The 17,944-nt window shown below is 34.7% G+C and carries 14 protein-coding genes; 5 read left to right on the top strand and 9 right to left on the bottom strand.

Annotated elements, in window-relative coordinates; all coding sequences use genetic code 11:
* Positions 1 to 6: 6 nt before the first annotated feature.
* Positions 7 to 951, top strand: coding sequence for a Gfo/Idh/MocA family oxidoreductase (locus AC0L5Q_RS01985; RefSeq protein WP_473614045.1), 945 nt, complete (start codon positions 7 to 9; stop codon positions 949 to 951).
* Positions 945 to 1,199 (top strand): nitrate/nitrite transporter NrtS, encoded by a 255-nt coding sequence (nrtS, locus tag AC0L5Q_RS01980; RefSeq protein WP_473614044.1) that lies wholly within the window; start codon positions 945 to 947, stop codon positions 1,197 to 1,199. The genes AC0L5Q_RS01985 and nrtS overlap by 7 nt, the downstream gene beginning before the upstream one ends.
* A gap of 114 nt (positions 1,200 to 1,313) precedes the next feature.
* On the opposite strand, the gene AC0L5Q_RS01975 is transcribed toward nrtS, so the two are convergent.
* From AC0L5Q_RS01975 to AC0L5Q_RS01945, 7 genes are all read right to left on the bottom strand, one after another.
* Positions 1,314 to 2,570, bottom strand: coding sequence for an alkaline phosphatase family protein (locus AC0L5Q_RS01975; RefSeq protein ID WP_473614043.1), 1,257 nt, complete (start codon positions 2,568 to 2,570; stop codon positions 1,314 to 1,316).
* A 112-nt stretch (positions 2,571 to 2,682) separates the two neighbouring features.
* On the bottom strand, positions 2,683 to 3,240 hold the full coding sequence (locus AC0L5Q_RS01970) for a phosphoribosyltransferase (RefSeq protein WP_473614042.1): 558 nt from the start codon (positions 3,238 to 3,240) through the stop codon (positions 2,683 to 2,685).
* Positions 3,241 to 3,452: 212 nt separating this feature from the next.
* Positions 3,453 to 4,652, bottom strand: coding sequence for a tetratricopeptide repeat protein (locus tag AC0L5Q_RS01965; protein ID WP_473614041.1), 1,200 nt, complete (start codon positions 4,650 to 4,652; stop codon positions 3,453 to 3,455).
* A 245-nt stretch (positions 4,653 to 4,897) separates the two neighbouring features.
* Positions 4,898 to 5,431: a gluconokinase gene (locus tag AC0L5Q_RS01960; protein ID WP_473614040.1), complete on the bottom strand. Its 534-nt coding sequence runs from the start codon at positions 5,429 to 5,431 to the stop codon at positions 4,898 to 4,900.
* 2 nt (positions 5,432 to 5,433) lie between these two features.
* A complete protein-coding gene (locus tag AC0L5Q_RS01955) occupies positions 5,434 to 7,839 on the bottom strand; it encodes a GH36-type glycosyl hydrolase domain-containing protein (protein WP_473614039.1) in 2,406 nt (801 codons plus the stop codon).
* Between the two features lie 3 nt (positions 7,840 to 7,842).
* Entirely contained in the window at positions 7,843 to 9,207 is a 1,365-nt protein-coding gene (locus tag AC0L5Q_RS01950; RefSeq protein ID WP_473614038.1) for an MFS transporter, read from the bottom strand.
* Positions 9,208 to 9,352: 145 nt separating this feature from the next.
* On the bottom strand, positions 9,353 to 9,814 hold the full coding sequence (locus AC0L5Q_RS01945) for a hypothetical protein (RefSeq protein WP_473614037.1): 462 nt from the start codon (positions 9,812 to 9,814) through the stop codon (positions 9,353 to 9,355).
* Between the two features lie 153 nt (positions 9,815 to 9,967).
* On the opposite strand from AC0L5Q_RS01945, the gene AC0L5Q_RS01940 reads away from it, so the two are divergent.
* The 3 genes from AC0L5Q_RS01940 to AC0L5Q_RS01930 all read left to right on the top strand — a co-directional run bounded on the left by AC0L5Q_RS01940 (position 9,968) and on the right by AC0L5Q_RS01930 (position 15,347).
* On the top strand, positions 9,968 to 11,620 hold the full coding sequence (locus AC0L5Q_RS01940; RefSeq protein ID WP_473614036.1) for a protein adenylyltransferase SelO: 1,653 nt from the start codon (positions 9,968 to 9,970) through the stop codon (positions 11,618 to 11,620).
* A 78-nt stretch (positions 11,621 to 11,698) separates the two neighbouring features.
* Complete coding sequence (locus AC0L5Q_RS01935) at positions 11,699 to 13,507, top strand: ABC transporter ATP-binding protein (protein WP_473614035.1); 1,809 nt, start codon at positions 11,699 to 11,701, stop codon at positions 13,505 to 13,507.
* A complete protein-coding gene (locus AC0L5Q_RS01930; protein WP_473614034.1) occupies positions 13,500 to 15,347 on the top strand; it encodes an ABC transporter ATP-binding protein in 1,848 nt (615 codons plus the stop codon). Before AC0L5Q_RS01935 ends, AC0L5Q_RS01930 begins: the two co-directional genes overlap by 8 nt.
* A 41-nt stretch (positions 15,348 to 15,388) precedes the next feature.
* On the opposite strand, the gene AC0L5Q_RS01925 is transcribed toward AC0L5Q_RS01930, so the two are convergent.
* Together AC0L5Q_RS01925 and AC0L5Q_RS01920 are read right to left on the bottom strand one after the other, a co-directional pair.
* Positions 15,389 to 16,627: a hypothetical protein gene (locus AC0L5Q_RS01925; RefSeq protein WP_473614033.1), complete on the bottom strand. Its 1,239-nt coding sequence runs from the start codon at positions 16,625 to 16,627 to the stop codon at positions 15,389 to 15,391.
* Positions 16,628 to 16,690: 63 nt separating this feature from the next.
* Positions 16,691 to 17,848 carry a pyroglutamyl-peptidase I gene (locus tag AC0L5Q_RS01920; protein WP_473614032.1) on the bottom strand — a complete coding sequence of 386 codons (1,158 nt, stop codon included), beginning with the start codon at positions 17,846 to 17,848 and terminating at the stop codon, positions 16,691 to 16,693.
* Positions 17,849 to 17,944 lie beyond the last annotated feature (96 nt).

Raw genomic sequence — 17,944 nt, 5'->3', positions numbered from 1 at the left:
TATAACATGATAAAACTGTGCGTAGTCGGTGAAGGAGCTTTTGGAAATAAACATTTAGAAGCTTTAAAAAAAATAGAAAATGTTGATGTTTCTTGGTTAATTGGCGGTGTTGAAACATCAACAAAGTCAGTTGCCGAGCATCACAACATTCCTAACTGGAGTTGCAATCTCAACGATGCTCTCAATAGTTCAGAGATTGACGGGATCATTCTAACCAGTCCTACTCCTATTCATGCTTCTCAAGCAAAACAAGTTATGCTTGCAGGTAAGCACTTATTGGTAGAAATACCTATGGCAGATAATATAGAAGATGCCGTAGAGTTGGTTGAGATCCAGAAGAAAACGGATGTTATCGCTATGGCGGGACACATCCGTAGATTTAACCCTAGTCACCAATGGATACATAATAAAATTCAATGTGGAGAGTTAAAAATACAACAACTTGAAGCACAAACACACTTCTTTCGTCGTACAAATACCAACGCCAAAGGAGAAGCTCGTAGCTGGACAGATAATTTGCTCTGGCATCATGCTTGTCATACTGTCGATTTATTTCAATATCAAACAGACCAAAGTATTGAACATTGTTTTGCTCTACAAGGTCCTATACACCCAGAGTTAGGTATCCCTATGGATATGAGTATTGGTTTAAAAGCAACAGACGGAGCTATATGTAACCTATCTCTATCTTTTAATAGTGATGGACCTCTCGGCACTAAGTTCCGTTATATATGCGATAACGGCACTTACATAGCTCATTATGATCAACTCTTTGATGGTTCAGGTAAAGAAATAGACTTAGGTGACCTTGCATTATTAGGTGATGGCGTAGAATTAATAGACAGAGAGTTTATAAACGCGATAAAAACAGGGAAAGAACCTAATGCAAGCTTAGTACAATGCTTAAAAGCAATGCACACCTTAGATAAGCTACAGAAGGTTATATGTTAACGACTGAAAATTCTAACGCTGCAACATGGTTACAAATAGCTACTCGTCCAGACATAATTAAAAGAAGTATAAAAATTTCACTTATTGTGGGTAGCTTTCTGGCGGTTTTAAACCATGGAGACAAATTATTAACCGTAGACTTAAGTTCTTTAGATATTTTTAAAATTATCGCGACTTACTTTGTACCTTTTTGTGTTTCAACCTACTCATCACTCCAAAATGAGCTACATGCAATGAGAAGGCAATAAGCTGCTTATTTTAATTTTCAAAAATAACCATTAGGGTCTAATTGTTTCTACAGCAATTTAACACCGCAATTCAACAAGCTTTAAATTCGAACAAAATTTAAAGCTCAATAGACCCTAATTATTGGTATTTAATATAGGTAATAAAATATTTTGATGGGCATCAGCGTCTGGTTGTAAATCTATCCCTAACAGCGAAAGCATCATAGGAAATATATAGATATTTTCAAAAGGCTCAATGACTAACCCTTCTTTGAAACTAGGACCATTAGCAATAAAAATAGCATTCAGCTCTGAAGTAAGCTTTGGATCATAACCATGAGTAGCATTACCTTTTTCTCTAGGTTTACCAAAAACGTAAGGCGGCAATACTTCTAAAATCACGTTAGGCATTACCGATGAACGATCTTTAAAATGCCAATGTTTTGGATAATTATCAAAATCATAAACATTAACTAATGTTTTTTCAAAAGGTGTTAGTCTATTTTTTATAGTGCGAACCAATGCCGCTTCTTTCGCTTTATCGTCCTCTGGTAGATAAAGAAATAATTGAGTTTGGCCATCAACAACACGTATATCTTCCAGCCCTTCAAAAAGGTGATTATATAATATTGTCTTGGGGGAAATATTCGTCATGCCATGATCTGAAACTAAAACAATATTGACTTCGTAATCTAGGTTTTGTTTTAAATTATCAATAAATTGACCTAAGAGATCATCAAGCTCTGCTATCGCCTCTTCCAATTCTTTAGATGTAGTACCGTAATCGTGCCCTGCACTATCAATTACCGAAAAATAGCCTAACACTAATGAAGGACGTTCATTTACTGGCATTTTTAACCAATCAATAATTTGATTAAAGCGCTGTTCGTTAGGCGTATTATGTTTATAAGGTTTTACATAGGTAGGCTTATATTGAGTTGTATTAATTTCTGATTCAGGCCAAAAATAAATACCCGTTTTAATATCGTGTTGTTCTGCTATTGACCATAACGTAGGACTGCGTAACCAATTAGGGTCATCTTTACCTAAACCTAATTTATAATTTTTATCTAACGCCCTATTATAAAAACTGTTATGAATAACCCCATGTTTAGCAGGATAATTTCCTGTAACCATTGAAATATGATTTGGGAATGTTTTACTTGGAAATACAGGCGTTAACGACTTAGCTTTTACGCCGCCTTCAGCCAGCATTAATATATTTTTTGGTTTAAAGCGTTGTAAATAATCATTAGAAAAACCATCAATCGACAATAAGATCGTTGGTGTTATTTGAAGTGTTTTAATTGTTTGTTTATTTGAGTCAGTAATAAGTAAAAAAGAAAAAAATAAAACAATACCAGCAATCGATGCAATAAAGAGATTTTTCATATTTAGATTATGATGCTATTAAATAAGTAAAAAGAAATGATAGTTTAGAATAAATTGATTAAGGTTTTATTAAAGCAATGGTGGCTATTATCTTAGCCACCACCCACAATTTTTATTTTAAAAGATGTACAATATTCGCTAAATCACTTTTGCCGTTAAGAAGTTCTTCTTCAGTTAACCCAGAAAGCTCGTGTGGAAAAACTAACCATTCATCCGACTCGTGTACATAGTAGTCAGGAACAATATCCACTTTATTATTTTTAGGTTTAAACCAAGGACAGGCCACTCTTACATCTGTTGGCATGTTATTACGGCTCAGTTTTTTCAATTGTTTGATTAAAGCATCGATACTGCGGCCAGAATCAAACACGTCGTCTACAATAAGTAATCCATCGTCAGCATTCGCATTTTCAATAATATAATGTAAACCATGAACTTTAATTTCTTTACTTTGTTTATTGATGCCGTAATAAGATGATGTACGAACAGCAATATGATCGGTTTCAACTTTTTTAAAATCAAAATATTCTTGTACTGCAATACCAATAGGTGCGCCGCCACGCCATATTCCTACTATAAACTGAGGTCTAAAACCGTCTTCGTAAACTTTAGCTGCAAGCCTGAAAGAATCTTCTAAAAGTTCTTGAGCGGTAATAAATTTTTTTTCCATTGGTATTCATGCCTCTTGATATCTTAATAATTAAAACATTATAACCATTTCTTTACCAAATGGTTAGGTTTTGAATTAAAAGATCGAAATAATTAAATTTGAAGGTGAATACTATAGTATAAAACCCAATTTATTGAAAAGAGACGATACGATTTTTACAATAAAATGAATACACGAAAAAGGAACAAATAAATTAATGACTTGCTCCAATCTTATTTAGATTCGTATCTGATTGAAGCTTGGTTCAAAAAATTTAATTTTCTATTGTACTCACGCTCAGTATTCATGTTTTTATTGAGTTTAAGGGCTTTTCTCATTGAAGACTTAGCTAAATCTAATTGTTCAGTTTTTAAATAAAGTTTAGCTAAATTGTAATGAAACTCATGAAACTTAGATTCTAACCTAATCGCTTTTTTTAAATGGGTAATTGCTGATAAGTACTCACCTTTATAATTCGCTTCATTTGATAATAACGCATGATAATGAGGATTACTTAAACGCTTAGTATGTAACTTATTTTGTATATTTAATGCTTCGTCTTTTCTATCTAATTTTTTGAATAAAAGCGCAATATTTTCTAAAGAAGTCAAATCATTAGGACTCAAATCTAATGCATACTTATAAGCATTCACCGCTAAGTCGTAATGATGATTCATTTTATATAAAACGCCTAAGTTGCCCCAACCACTATAAAATAAAGGATCAACCTGTGTTGCCGCTTTAAAATAAGCATAAGCTAAATCGTATTCAGAGCGAATGAGTGCTTCTGCGCCTTTATTATTATAAAACATGGCGACTATCGTTTTTTTACTCACAACTTTACGTTTAAAATGTGATTTAGCTGCACTGGGGTCAAAATCAATTTGTAAAATGTCCTTTGACCAAATTTGATTACCTAAATTAGACACAGGTTTATTTATTAGTAAGTTTACATGCCCCATCAATAATTGATGACTACCTTTTCTCATCCAATATTCAGGTACTTGAATATCTTGAAATTTTAACTTCATACCTGCTTTAGTGGCTAAAGCATAAGCCATAATGGTTAACGACATGCAATTTGCTTTTCTCCCATGAAAAGCATCTATCGCGGTTACATTAGCGCCGCTTTCATAAGACATAGCAATATGATTAGATGAAAATATATATTCTAATAAAAGACGAGCTTTTTTTTCATGATCACGTACTGGCTTTAAAACATATTCAACCATGTTTGCCATTTCTTCATCAATGGCGAAAAGCTCTTCTTCGCTTTCTATTTGAAATGTATTTGATGTTGGGTAGGCGCTATCTAAATATAATTCGTTGGTATTTTTAATGTTTTGCCGATAGCCATTAGTGATGCTTTCACAACCCGAAAGTAATAAAAGTGAAAGGAATAGAACTACAAATTGAGCATAATGTCTTTTCATGATGATTTCTCACAATAATAAAAACATAAATTTAGTATAGACCAAACATCCCTTATTGTATATTTTCTACTCAATGCCACCTTATTTCAGTTTGAATTAAAGTAATATATACCCGTAACCATTCACGATGCTCTGAAATTCACATCTTGATTGGTAACGGGTATAAATCTCATTAGTTACCATCACAAAACCCCCACTACAACAAACCTAAAATAAACAACTCGCAACTAAGTAAACATTTAATTTTATTGGCTTAAATGTATAAGGCACTTTTTATACACCTGTTCAAAATCTCCAGATATGTCAATAACTTTTGTATCATATTCATTATGAAATGGTCGCTCCAAAGCAACAAATTGACTATGCAACAACGAAGGGTTAAAAAAATGATTTTGTCTTTTCTTCAATCTGCCTTTAATCAGTTCCTCTGAACCATCTAAAAACAAAAATTGTATATTGATCTGTAATTGCCTGAAGATATCTCGATGAGATTTGATTAAACCTGAGTATGAGAGTACACATGAAACATTATTAGCTAATTGTTTTTTTATGTATTGTTGAACTGAGATAACCCAAGGTTCACGCATTTCATTAGTTAAAGGTTTTCCTGACGCCATCCATTCTTTTGATTCATCTGAATGAAAATCGTCGGCCTCTACAAATAAATAACCTAATTGACTCGCTATTTTTTCTGCAATACTTGATTTACCTGAACCGCTAACCCCCATTACAATGATGAATTGCAATGAGTTAGTGGTAGCTTTTTTAATAGAGCTCATAATCAGTTATCGCTATTTTTTAAAGGAATACTAATGTTAAGTTTATAACACCTACCTTGTTTAATATTTGAAATAATATGGCTCATTAACTCTTCTCCATTTAATATAATGCGCATTTTATTTATGTCTTTTCTTACAATGTTAACGTTAAATTGCGCCCCTAAATATGAGCGGGTAATTTCCATTTCATTCCAATGGCTAGGTAATTGCGGATGAATAACTAACTCCCCTTTTACCCCCTTTAAACCACATAAACCTTCAACAATACATCGTTGAAACCATGCCACTGTACCTGTGTTAAACAACTGGCTTGATCGACCCGCTTGCTCTGGAAATTGTTTATAAGCACCTCGATAATAGTTGGGAATAAAATTGGGTAATTGTCCGCGCTTTTCTACATCATCTAACGATGGGAGCATCTTTTTAAGAAGACTAAAGGCTTCATCACTCTTATTGATGGTATACAAACTATATGCATAAAAAATAGCAGCGTGGTTATAAACCGCCCCATTTTCAGAAACACCTGGATGCTTTTGCGTTAAACGACCTACATCGTCACGCATTTTGGTATAACTCGGCGCTAGCATCATGTCACCAAAAGGTGTTGAAAGTTGTTGTTCTACTTCATCTAACATACTGCAAATTTTATCTTTATTTGCTGCACCACTTAAAATAGACCACGATTGAGGATTTAAATAAATACGCCCTTCCACATCCTTTTTAACACCAAACACAACATTATCGTCTGTAATACCTCTGCCATACCATTTTCCGTCCCACAAATTTAGGTTAACGGCTTCATTAATTTCAGCAGCAGTTTTTCTATAATATTCAATTTTATTATGATCATTCGTGTAAATTTCACATAAGTCAGCCCATGTATTTAATGCATAAGCGGTTGCTAAAGAAAGCCATGCTGATACGCCTTTACCTTTGTGTCCTACCATGTTCATAGGATCACACCAATCGCCTTGTTCAATAAAACTTAAACCACGGTGATCTCTAGCTGCAATTAACGACTCCATAGCTAAATCAATATGCTGTTTAACACTTTGAGTTTGAGCTGAATCAACAAAAGGTATTTGTTGGCTTAACAAACTTTGGTCGTTCGTTTCAGATAGGTAGACTGACAAACAAATCGGTAACCACACACAATGATCGGTATGAGGAACCTGATTAATATATTTTAACTCCGCATCTGGGTGCAGCAAAATGCCATCAGGCATCACACCACTTGATAGCTGTTGTGATAACGAGGTAATAAACGACTGTTTAGTTAACGAAGCGTTTATGTAGCTCATGCCCATATTGTCTTGCAGATAATTACGAGTTTGGGGATCGGTTGATAGTCGGTTTACATCACCATGATAAAAAACCTGTCTAGGTAACCAATGGTTTATTACATGATTAAATTCAGCATCTGGCGATGCTATGTTGATATTACTTTTACCGCTATTTACATAGTTTTCATATTGTTTTAGTTCATCAGTAAAGCCATCTTCTCCACTGTTCTCTTGCCTAGTCGTAAAAAAGTGTTTCTTTACCTGCGCAATATCATCATTTGTTTTAGCTGCGCCAAAAATAAGTTTTAATGACTCAGATGTTTGAGGAGCTAAATGAAATTGATATTGAAGTACCGCAACCGGAGTTTCATATATAGCCTCTTCTTTAGCTAAGTATTGATTAGCTAAAGCACTAGGGTTATGTAACCCGCCTTCACCTTCGAATACTTTTTGATTAGCCGTCCAACTTATAGGTTTACGGTTTGCTATTAAAAAGGTTTTGTCTTTAAATTCTTTCAGCTTTGGATAGTCTTCAACTTTTTGGTATGGCGTAACACAAGTCGCAACAATAGCATTTAAAGATGAATCAAACACAGCTGACTGATTAAGCCACGACATATAACCGATAGAAAAATACGGATATACGCTAATATTACGCGCTCGATCACTTAAGTTTTTAATCGCTACCGTCCATAATTCAATCGGTTTATCTACCGTTAAACTTAAAGACAATTGCACTTCAATATCTAGCTTTCTAATGACCCAGTTAATGTTGTGTTTATTCAATACAAAATCAAATGTGTCTAACGAAGCTCTTACCGGTTCGTAAGGTGCTGAAAAAATCTCACCTGTATCTTCGTCTTTAATATAAAAAAAACGCCCTGGATGATGAGAAAAATACGCATGCTCGGGTTGCATAAAGGTTTTAGCTTCCATGTTAGGGGCATACGAGTATTTAGCAGGTTCAGGTTGCATGAATTGCGATATGGCATAACCTCTACAATTCATGTTTATCATCATTTGGCTATTCCATAAAAAACCACTGGCATTGGGTAACTTAGTTGGACTATGTAAAGTAATGCTTTGGCCATCATGAGCAAATGAATAGGTATTACGATCTAACATTAATTATTTTCCTGCTGATATTTGATTTGATAAGTCGTGTTGAATTTGTTTTTGTTGTTCGTCAGTTAAGGGATAGAAACGAATAACAACTACGGCAACAATAGCGATAACTCCAGGGATCAAGGTCATCAATAAAACAATACCCTGTTCCGATGCACCAGTTTGAGCTTGATTGGCGATATAGCCCATAGACGCTAAAATCCAACCTATCATGGCACCAGCTATTGCTCCTCCTAACTTTTGTGCAAAAGCCGCGGCAGAAAAAATCATCGCTGTTGCTCTTCGCCCAGTTTTCCATTGGGAATAATCAGCAGTGTCTGCATACATTGAAAAAACCAAAGGTGATTTTGGTCCGAGCGCTAAACCAATGAGTATTTGAAGAGTAAACATTAATTCAATATGATCTTTTGGCACAAAGTAAAAGCTCACAGACAAAATGGCCACAATCATCATTAGTAAAGTAAGAAGAGATTTTTTATCAAAAAACTTAGTTAATAAAGGTGTAGATGCCGCGCCAACCGCTAACGAAAGCATATAAGCAAGAGAGAAACTACCAATTAAATCTTCTCGTCCAACAAAATACTTAAAGTAAAAAGTACCTGTACTTCCTCTAAGCGAAATTGTCATCATAATAATAAGCGCAAGGCAAAATAATACGATCCATGGCTTATTTTTTGTTAGGTCTTTTAAATCTTGTATAACCGGTGTTTTTTGATTGGCTGGAGGTTTTATTCTTTCTTTGGTGGAATAAAAAGAAAACGCAAATAGCATAGCCGCTACAACACCATATAAGCCCATGGTTAATTGCCAACCGGTAATTTCATCGCCACTACCTAAATAGCTCACCAACTCAGGCGTTAAAAATGCAACTAAACTACCACCAGAAAATGCTCCAATAAATCTAAAACTGGTTAGCGTAGTTCGCTCTTGTGTATTGCCTGTAACTACACCTAATAAAGCGCCATAAGGCACATTAATAAATGTATACGCCAACATCATAAAAATATAGGTTACGTAAGCCCAAACAAGTTTACCGCTTTCATCCAAATCAGGAACGGTGAAAGTTAACACCCCTGCTGCCGCTAAAGGTAAAATCCCCCAAAGTAAATAAGGTCTAAACTTACCGTATTTAGTTTGTGTTCTATCAGCTAGCGCTCCCATTAAGGGATCTGAAAAGGCATCCACTAAACGAGTCACCAACATCATAGTACCTACGGCTGCTGCAGGAATACCAAAAACATCGGTATAAAATATAAATAAAAACACATCAAAAACACGCCAATAAAAATTACTGGCTACGTCTCCACATGCATAACCAAGTTTTTCTTTTAATGATAGTTTTTGCTCGGCTAAAGCTTTTGAATTCATTATATTTCCTAGAATAGTTATAAAGTAAAAATCACTTAATAATAAAAATGAAAGCGCTTACATTTGTAAAGAATATAATTCTTCTAAGGGGAAGTCAATGAGTGTACTACTAGAAAGTTAACCAAGATGTTGGATTAGGAAAAAATCACTCTGTTAACCAATCTATATAACAAACAATAAATTGTTGCCAAAATGCTTCACATTTAGATATTTCAATTAATTGTTGTTCTAAGTCTTTCAAAATATCTTTATCAGTTAAGGTTGAATCATCTGGCACAAATATTTCTGATGTTTGCGCACTTACGGTTCTAAGGAGCGTTAAACATTCAATAAAGCTATATATGGTTTGCGCTACAGGTACAAGTTCCCATGTATTTCCATTAAAAACACCCGTGTAAACAACGGCGTCATCACTACTTTTATTAATTAAATAGGGATCACCTAATTCAGTATCCATACCTACAATAAACCAAGCATTATTCCACGATGGATCATCGGTGAATTTTCTTTGTACTGCCCTCTGCTCTTCTTCTGAGCTAAATAACTGAAAACCTTGAGGACCAAAATAAGTATGCGTTAATGAACTTTTTTGAATATATCCAAGCAAAATAATTACCTTAAATAAAGTGATACCAACAACCTATAGCATAAACTGTATAGGCTAAAACGCTAAACAAATAAATAAAGATCCATTTATGCCAAGGCTGCTATCAGTTATAATTCGCAATACAAAACAAAAGCCATGCTATAAAGTGATATTGTGCAAAAACTTAAATTAAACTTCAATAATACCTTTCGAAAAATTTTACCTTGTGATCCCATTGAAGAAACCTATCCCCGACAAGTTGAACACGCGGCTTACTCACAGGCTATGCCTATTAACGTTAAACAGCCGAAAACCATTATAGTAGCAACAGAAGTCGCTGAATTGTTTAACTTTACAAACGAATTTGTTGATTCAGAAGACTTTGCGCAAATATTTTCAGGCAATCAATTAATTGACGGTATGGAGCCTTATGCTATGTGTTATGGCGGTTTTCAGTTTGGTAATTGGGCTGGGCAATTAGGTGATGGTAGAGCCATTAACTTAGGTGAAGTCAGTACCGATGAACAAGGCTCTCAAACACTTCAATTAAAAGGTTCAGGCCCTACCCCTTATTCAAGAACGGCTGATGGTTTTGCTGTTTTACGTTCATCAGTAAGAGAATTTTTATGCTCTGAAGCTATGTACCATCTTGGCATTCCAACAACGCGCGCGTTAAGTTTATGTTTAACAGGAGAACACGTTGTTCGAGATATAATGTACGACGGAAATGCTAAGCCTGAGCTCGGTGCTGTAGTTTGCAGAGTGTCTCCATCATTTATGCGATTTGGTTCAATTCAATTACCCGCTATGCGACGTGATCTTGAGTTATTAACACAGTTAGTTAATTACAGTATTACACACGACTTCCCTGCTTTACTTTCGCAAAATGTAGAGCAAGATAAAGAGCCCGTTATCGACAAAAACGTTTATCTCGCTTGGTTTGATCAAATTTGTGATACAACATGCGACCTAATTGTACACTGGATGAGAGTTGGCTTTGTTCATGGCGTAATGAATACCGACAATATGTCACTTATAGGAGAAACTATAGATTTTGGCCCATACGGCTGGATAGATAACTTTGACTTAAGCTGGACACCTAACACAACCGACAGCCAAAACAGACGCTACCGTTTTGGCGCACAAGCAGAAGTCAGCTTATGGAATTTATGCCAATTAGCGAATGCCATTATCCCACTTGTTGGTAGTACTGAAGAACTACAAACTAAAGTAGAAAGTTATAGCGCTATGTATGAACAAAAATGGTATGAAATGATGATGCAAAAATTAGGATTAACTGCACCTTCAAGCCTAGAAGACCAAACAACAAAAGAAACGAATAAAACCCTATGTAAGAACGTAGATCGCCTATTAAGTGAGATAGAAACAGATATGACCATTTTCTATCGTTTACTCGCCACTTTTGAACTTAAAAATACAGATATGAATGCACCAACAGCAGCAGAAACATTAATAAAACACTTCACTCCCTGTTATTACGATGCAGATCAAATAACTGATGCTTATACAGAAAAGCTTGTACTGTGGATGAGCCAATACCAAGAAATCTTTACTGCTGAAAATTACGATGACACAACACGTGCAACAAAAATGAATAAAGTAAACCCTAAGTTTGTGTTAAGAAATTACTTATCTCAACAAGCGATAGATAAAGCAGAAAATGGTGACTTTAGCGAAATAAAACAGTTACATGCCTTACTTAAAAATCCTTATGACGAACAACCTGAGTTTGAGCAATACGCAGGTAAACGTCCAGATTGGGCAAAAAACAAAGTGGGTTGCTCAATGTTATCCTGTAGTTCTTAACTCATTATTTAATTCATCTTTCTCATGCTAAGAATATATATTCTTATTGGTTTGTTTTTATAAAACTGGTTTATTACTTTGAACGAATTACGCTTATTTTTCTCTTATACCTTGCAACACAAATACTCTTATTTATTAGGTATTGTTTGCCTTTTTATAACAAATTTATTAGCAGTAACTATCCCTATTTACTTAGGTGATAGCATCGATTTATTGGGTGGTTCAGGCAAAGAAGATTATGAACTGTTAATAGAAAAAATTTACTGGGTTATTGGTTTTGCATTGTGCGTTTTATTAACTCGTACAGCTTCAAGAATGCTATTTTTCAACCCCGGTCGACTAGTCGAAAAAGCATTTAAAAACGATGCCTTTAAAGTATTAACCCAATCACAACAAAGCTTTTATCGTTCAAATCCTGTAGGCGGCTTAATTTCTATTGTAAATAATGACATTAACGGCATACGCGCTATGGCTGGTGTTGGCATGATGAATATTTTTAATATTTTCTTTACGCTTTCAATGACCCCTATAAAAATGTGGCAAATATCTCCTACACTCATGCTGTACTGTCTTATCCCTATGATTATTGCATTTTTAATTGTGAACTATGCTATTTCAACTATGCGAAAACTAATGTCACAAAGAATGCGTCACCTACAAACGCTATCATCTCAGGCAGTCAACTTTTTAAATGGGGTTGATGTAATAAAAGGCAGCGGTATTCAACCTTGGGCCTTAAATAAATTCAGTCAAAGTAATGATGAAATACTGGAAGTTTCATTACAACAACTTAAAATTCGTAGTTTCGTTATGCCCATTTTAGAATATACAGAAGCTGTTTTAAAAATAATTATATTAGGGCTAGGTGGTTGGTACCTTGTTCAATCAGAGCTTTCTTTAGGAGATATTACCGCTTTTCTAGCTTACGCAACCCTATTAGCTATGCCTTTTATGTCGTTAGGTCGATTGATATCAACCGTTCAAATGGGAATGGTAAGTTTGAAAAGTATGGGCCGTATATTAAATCAAACCATAGAAGATACAAACACCCTGAATGACACTGAAAAATCGTCATTTAACCAAGAAAAACTTTTTTCAAAAGGTTTACAGGTAAGAAACTTAAATTTTAAATACCCAAAAACAACAAATAAAAACAATATCGATAATGAGATAAACAAAAACGAATTCGCACTAAAAAACATTTCGTTTGATATTAACCCCGGAGAGAAAATTGCTATTTTAGGGCGTGTTGGCAGTGGAAAATCGACACTAGTTAATTGTTTAAATCGTTTTTATGACATACCAGAAAACAGCATTTATATTGATGGATTTGATATAACTAAGTTGTCTCGTAATGAACTACGATCCGCAGTAAGAACCATTACACAAGAGCCCTTTTTGTTTTCTGACACTTTAGAAAACAACATAACGTTTGGTTCAAGCTTGTCAGAGAAGTCTATTTCAATGCAAAAAGTGTTAAAACAAAGCGCCATGGAAAAAGAAATAAAAACCTTTCCTGACGGTATTCAAACTTTAGTGGGAGAAAAAGGGATTTTATTATCTGGAGGGCAAAAACAACGTATTAGCTTAGCTCGCGGAATGTATACACCAACAAAATTAATGGTGCTAGATAACGTACTTTCGGCTGTTGATAATGAAACAGAAAGCTTTTTATTAGATCAAATATTTAATAGCACACAAACAGAAAGTTGTTTAATTGTTTCCCATCGCCAAGCAGTTTTAGAGCGGGTAGATAAAATCTTATTATTGGAGGACGGTGAAATTACAGCATCAGGTAGCCACAATGAGTTGTTAAGCACATCTAACTTATATCGAGAAACGTGGCAATTTCTTCAAACAGGAACAACGGAGGAAGAAAATGTCTAAAATTAAAAATAATGCATCTTCCTCAGATAATAAAAAAATTAACACAGCTTTAAACGGTTCTTCTAACTCGGCTAACCAAAAGCCAACGATAAAAGAATATTGGAAGCAATTTTTGCCTTTTATAGCTCCGTATAAAAAGCTCTACTTTTTTGGGGTATTACCCATTCCTATTTCAATATTTTGTAGTATTGCTTTTCCTTGGCTGATTATTCAGATCGTAGACAAACAGCTTACCGTACAAAAATGGGATGGAATGACACTATGGCTTATTTTGATTTCTTTAGTGCTGTTCACTAATTACTTGGCAAGTTCGAGTTACTCCTACTTTATACAAAAAGCTGCCCTTTACACAATGCGAGACATGCGAATAGACATGCTCAACCGTGTATTAAACTTCCCTCGTAGTTATTTTGATAAAACTCCTATGGGATCTGTATTAACCCGATTAACAAGTGATTTAGAAGCTATTAATGAATCGCTTGCTGCTGGAATGCTCGCCATGATTCGGGATGTTTTAATTACTACAGCTTTGTTAATTTTCTTAGCAACAATCAGTTGGCAATTGACCCTAGTTACTTTAATTATTGCGCCACCTATTTATTGGGTAACAACCATATTAAGGCGCTTATTACACGAGTCACAACTAGCTTCACGTCAAGTATTATCTCAAAGCACCGGTTATTTACAAGAAAGCATACAAGGTATCAAAACTGTACAGCTCTACAATGCAGAAAAAGAAGCACAAAATCGCTTTGGCTTTTTTACAAATGCCTTTTTCCGTTTTCAGTCAAGATCAAATTTAATTGATGCCAGTTTATTTTCCATTATCGAAGGGATCACAACTATCAGTATGGGGCTTATTATTTGGTATGGTGCTCATGAGATTTTAGCTGCTGCTTTATCGGTAGGTGTTTTAATTGGTTTCATACAAACACTAGATAAAATTTTTGTTCCAGTAAGAGATTTTACATCACAAATGGCCGCCATCCAAAGAGCTTTAGCTGCGTTAAGTAACATTCAAACTTTATATGAACAACCACTAGAAACAGACAATGATGAAGCGCACTTATCAGCAAGCCAAATTAAATCAATGTCTAAGCAGTTAAGTTCTTTTATTTCTTTAGAATTTAATAACGTGCAGTTTAGATATAAGCCAACGGGTCCTTATGTTCTAAAAGGTGTAACTTTCTCACTAAAAAAAGGGGATAAAATTGCATTAGTCGGTAGCACAGGTTCGGGGAAATCAACAATCCTTCGTCTACTTACTAAAACTTATAATAATTACGAAGGCAGCATCAAATTAAATGATATAGAACTAAGAGATATCCCTAAAAAATGGGTAAATAATTTCTTTTCTTTAATGCAGCAAGAAGTTTATATATTCAATGAAAGCCTAGCGTTTAATATAGGTTTACAACGTGAAGGCATTAACGATGAAGCCATAAAAGCTGCCGCTAAATATGTTTACGCTGATGAATTTATTGAAAAACTCCCCGGTGGCTATCAATTTATACTGGATGAAAATGGCAGTAACATCTCTGCAGGCCAAGCTCAGCTAGTTGCTTTTGCACGCGCTATGGCAAGTGGTAGCGATCTTGTTTTACTAGACGAAGCGACCAGTTCTGTAGACTCTGTAACTGAAAAAATGATCCAACGTGCTATTGATCATGTCTTTGCTGAAAAAACAGTTATAGCCATTGCTCATAGGCTCAGTACTATTCAGCACTCAGATCAAATTATCGTACTTGATCAAGGTAAAATTATCGAAAAAGGCACACATAACTCACTTATTCAGTTAGGGGGTTTTTACGCAAACTTAGTAGAAATTGCTGATAGTTAAAACTGTTGTAACCTTAAAAACATTAGAATATGAACAGAAAATTAATAATGGTCGAAAGTAAAACCAGCGCTTTCAATCGCTTTTTGTAATGGAATATCAGCGTATTTTTGTTCACGTAAACTGTGAATAAACTTTAATGTTTTAAAAGCGTCGAACCATACAGTTAACTGTTTATTAAACTGTATTTGGTTATTGTTTTTTTGCTTATCAACAAACGACGCTAATTTAATATCTTGTAAGGCGTGTTGGCTTTCTTTAGATAAAGCGCTTGTCCAATCGTCAAGGTTAAATCGATTTTCCCACAAGGTATCAAAAGTACGAATACAGTTTTTTAACTCTTCAAATACCTGAGGATGATAGTAACAATAAGGTTTATTGTCTTGTTTCAGCTGCAATATGTTAGCCACCGAAGGACCCGTACCAAAAGGAACACGGTCAGACACCCTCGCCTCAATCGTTACCACCGCATTTTTTAAAAATTTAACCTGACCTAATTTAGCGAGTTTATTTAACAAATAAAAATCTTCTCCTGCACTGCGTTTAGGAAAACCTCTTACCATAGCGTATTCTTTTGCTTTGAAAGCGATAACACTACCTATGGTAAAAAAATCATAATCAGATCCGGCATAACTCAAGCCAGCAACATAATATCGTAGTGCCGTTTCGTACAACTTGTTCGCTTGCTGTAGCTCTATATTCTTATCTACATGAGTAAAGTTATAACTTACAGCAACGGTTTGATTGTGTTTTTTTTGCTTTGATAAAGCACTCGTTGCTTCAAAGTAACCTTCAGGTAAATGAGCATCAGCATCCGTTGAATGGATCCAATCAGATAATACTTTATTTTTATTAATTAGACATAAGGCATAGTCTGAACCTATCTTTCTCGCTAATCCTACACCTTGATCTACAGGTAATGGATGAGTAAAAGCATCTACAATCAAAAAATAAGTTTGTTCGCTTGCAGAAATTAGCTCGATCTCCCCTTCTTTAAAAATTGACGTACCTGAGCTTTTTATAAAATTATATAAATTTATCTGTGGTGAACTATCAACATCACTGTCTGGCTGGTTGATAACAATAATATATAAAACAGGTACTATTACAGGAGAAGATAAAAGTCGCGCTACAAACTGAGGCGACTCTTTATAAGCAGGTATAACAACAACGTGCTCAAAATTCACATTGTGTGGAAGCAAATCGGCTAAATGTGTGCCCAATTGGGTAACATTATTTTCAGCATATTGATCTAAGTATTTAATCAGATTTTTACATTTCATAAGAGGTGAATTTTCTCAGTGACGCTTAATAAAATTTCAACTCACTTTTGATATTAAGAACAACTACAATGTTTTTAACCCTTGAGTTAACATCGCTTTAAGCTGAGTCACAATGAGTTCTAATTTATTGTTATCATGCCCTTTAATACTTGGTGTATGAATATGCCCAACTGGCAATACTGGGCTGTATAAATCTCTTAACAATAAACTACGATACGACACTTCATTAGACAAATAACCACCACCTGAACCTTGTACCGAAATTTCATTCATTAATTCAGTTAATGCTTGAACTTCTAATGTCATATTTTTAGTCGTAACAATGCGATTATCTTCAACTGGATAAAATCCAGCTGCATTCTTCATTTGTGCAGAGGGCAAAGTAAATTCTAAAAATTCAGGGCCATTAAGCTTTTTATCGTGCAACATAGGAACTAACGGTTCATCTTTACTAGCGCCTGTTAATACATTCAAATTATCTGGCGCTACAGAGCTTCTCCTTAAGCCAGGAAAACGCTCTAACTCAAAGCTATTTCTTCCCATACTCACCGTTATGATCATATCAACGGCGTTAACACTCAAATAAGGTGTTAATATCTCTTCAACAATGCCTTGGTCAAAGTCTGAAAATCGCACAGGTAAAATAAGTGTTTCTATTTCAGCACTTTTACCTTCAGTACTAATCACTAAATCATCTAAAACAAGTGCACTAATGCCTGATGGATTACTTTGCTTGATATTTCGATCAAGTAAAAAAGGGTCAAAGCCTGTAATTAAGATTTTTTTGTTGGTATTTTTATCGTATTTAATATCCGTTTGACCACGTGAATATAATTCAAATTTCCAAAGTAATTTATTTTGCTGATCTGGTAATGACTCTTTATAAGCCTTAGTACTTTTAAGGGCTTTAGACATTTGCAGTCGAGACCAATACAACGGCCTATCATCATAACTATTGGTATTTTTAAAATGTTGTTTAGCATCATTCCATATGCCTTTACCGTGTCTAATAGATAATTGACTTAGCACAGTTAAATTGCGTGCTTTTTGCACTTGCTCAGCAAATAAATCTACGCGTTCAGACAGCGCCAAAGAAACAGATGGCATAACTTTAATTGCTTTTTCTATACGTTGTTCTTCAATCGTTATCGATTGGGCATTAAGACTACATATAGAAAGAGCTATAGCTATAGAGCAAGCTAATTTATTAGTAAATAACATGAAAAAACGACCCTGTTTTTATATCAATCAGATTCAATTTATTGTTCACTTAACAATAATTAGTCTGTTTTGAATTACTTATTATATTTTATGGCG

This window comes from Pseudocolwellia sp. G5-9, from assembly GCF_055808995.1.
This window is presented reverse-complemented; position numbering and strand designations above follow the sequence as displayed.

Coding starts and splice junctions, on each gene's coding strand:
- AC0L5Q_RS01930 (WP_473614034.1), top strand. CDS start 13,500: ATGTCTAAAATTAAAAATAATGCATCTTCCTCAGATAATAAAAAAATT.
- AC0L5Q_RS01965 (WP_473614041.1), bottom strand. CDS start 4,652: ATGAAAAGACATTATGCTCAATTTGTAGTTCTATTCCTTTCACTTTTA.
- AC0L5Q_RS01975 (WP_473614043.1), bottom strand. CDS start 2,570: ATGAAAAATCTCTTTATTGCATCGATTGCTGGTATTGTTTTATTTTTT.
- AC0L5Q_RS01970 (WP_473614042.1), bottom strand. CDS start 3,240: ATGGAAAAAAAATTTATTACCGCTCAAGAACTTTTAGAAGATTCTTTC.
- AC0L5Q_RS01960 (WP_473614040.1), bottom strand. CDS start 5,431: ATGAGCTCTATTAAAAAAGCTACCACTAACTCATTGCAATTCATCATT.
- AC0L5Q_RS01925 (WP_473614033.1), bottom strand. CDS start 16,627: ATGAAATGTAAAAATCTGATTAAATACTTAGATCAATATGCTGAAAAT.
- AC0L5Q_RS01920 (WP_473614032.1), bottom strand. CDS start 17,848: ATGTTATTTACTAATAAATTAGCTTGCTCTATAGCTATAGCTCTTTCT.
- AC0L5Q_RS01950 (WP_473614038.1), bottom strand. CDS start 9,207: ATGAATTCAAAAGCTTTAGCCGAGCAAAAACTATCATTAAAAGAAAAA.
- AC0L5Q_RS01955 (WP_473614039.1), bottom strand. CDS start 7,839: ATGTTAGATCGTAATACCTATTCATTTGCTCATGATGGCCAAAGCATT.
- AC0L5Q_RS01985 (WP_473614045.1), top strand. CDS start 7: ATGATAAAACTGTGCGTAGTCGGTGAAGGAGCTTTTGGAAATAAACAT.
- nrtS (WP_473614044.1), top strand. CDS start 945: ATGTTAACGACTGAAAATTCTAACGCTGCAACATGGTTACAAATAGCT.